The sequence below is a fragment of the Streptococcus sp. GMD1S genome (genome assembly GCF_000296875.1).
Taxonomy (GTDB): domain Bacteria; phylum Bacillota; class Bacilli; order Lactobacillales; family Streptococcaceae; genus Streptococcus.
In genome coordinates this window covers 1-1,338 of record NZ_AJQY01000139.1, presented here as the reverse complement: position 1 = coordinate 1,338, position 1,338 = coordinate 1, and the positions used below count along the sequence as shown (strand labels likewise).

Sequence of the window (1,338 nt, the reverse complement as noted above, 5' to 3'; positions counted from 1 at the left end):
CGTTGACCCAGAACAAGTAAGAGGTATTCCTGCGCATAAGACAAAATCTGCTGGAGGATATAGACGATAACCAGCCCAATAGAGATAATACCCAGTGTCGAGCGCATCTGGTCTGGTACGTAACTGTCAATGATAGACTGCAGATAATAAGAACCTACAATGTTAATCAGGGTCACCAAGAGTGTCGCTAGGACGATATTGGCAATTAAGCCACGTTGTTTGAATAATATTGGCAAGAAGGATAGGAGTCCCTGTTTTTTCTCCTTATGGGGTTTATAGTCTGGAGATGGCGCCATAAAGAGACTGACCCCTGTCCATTCTTGCGCAAAACGCTCACGGGAAATCTTGGTCAGCTTAACACTGGGATCTGGATCGGCGATATGAATGTGCTTTTTATCCTGACCTGTCACCACATAGTAGTGGAGCAGCTTCCCTTCCTTGAGCACATGGGCCACAAAGGGAAAGGTCAAATCTGGCAAGTCAAAGAGCGTCATATCCGCCTTGATAGCACGCGTCTCAAAGCCAAGCTCCTCTGCTACCTTTACAACACCCAAAGCAGTCGTCCCATCCATAGTCGTCTTGGCCAACTCTCGTAGATGAGCCAAGGAGTAATAACTACCGTAGTAGCCAAAGACCATAGCCAAGGAAGCCACGCCACAATCCATCTGATCCACCTGGGGACGATAGTGTCTTTTCCCAAATTTCATATCTATCTCCTTTTTTCTAACAATCTCTTAAAAACTTTGTAAGATTATTTTAACCAAACGAAGAAGAAATAAGGGAATTGTTTCTGAAAAAACAATATCCACGCCTAAACAGCACTTTTTGTCAAAGAAAAGAGGCAGAACAAGAGTCCTGCCTAAAATATTCAATTACAGAGATTTCTTACATTTCCCACTTCTTTTGTGAATAGTGTATAAAACGATAAACGCAAACACCGGGGGCACCATATAACTATTTTCACTCATTGTTACTTGAAATCCAAGAGTTGCTAGTATCCCAAAGATGAAAATATTCATCAAAAATAGGAAAGTGAATAGTAGAACATATTTTACAATCCTATTCATTCTATTCTCCTTTTCTTTCTCCTTGGCCCCGACACAGTAAAATAAAAACCACTAAAAACAAGGAAATCGTAGGTAGATTTATTTTGTTTACGTTAGCCACGATTCTAATAATTAGATAAGCCATCGAGCTAAATAATACAGTGGTCTCTGGCCAAGTGTTTCCTAGTAATTGAACAACTTTCATCTCAAACTCCAATCTGATGGTCCATCAATTCCCAATCGTACTTTCTTTTGTTTTGTACTTGTATCCTACATAAAACAGACCAAGCAG

The 1,338-nt window shown here is 40.6% G+C and carries 2 protein-coding genes and 1 pseudogene; all 3 read right to left on the bottom strand.

The features are described 5' to 3' along the window. Positions 1 to 707 (bottom strand): annotated as a pseudogene (comA, locus tag GMD1S_RS07715) (peptide cleavage/export ABC transporter ComA); the annotation flags it as partial. 165 nt (positions 708 to 872) lie between these two features. Next, a complete protein-coding gene (locus tag GMD1S_RS12585) occupies positions 873 to 1,067 on the bottom strand; it encodes a hypothetical protein (protein WP_001080063.1) in 195 nt (64 codons plus the stop codon). A gap of 1 nt (position 1,068) precedes the next feature. Then, positions 1,069 to 1,251 (bottom strand): hypothetical protein, encoded by a 183-nt coding sequence (locus tag GMD1S_RS12580; protein WP_000869799.1) that lies wholly within the window; start codon positions 1,249 to 1,251, stop codon positions 1,069 to 1,071. Positions 1,252 to 1,338 lie beyond the last annotated feature (87 nt).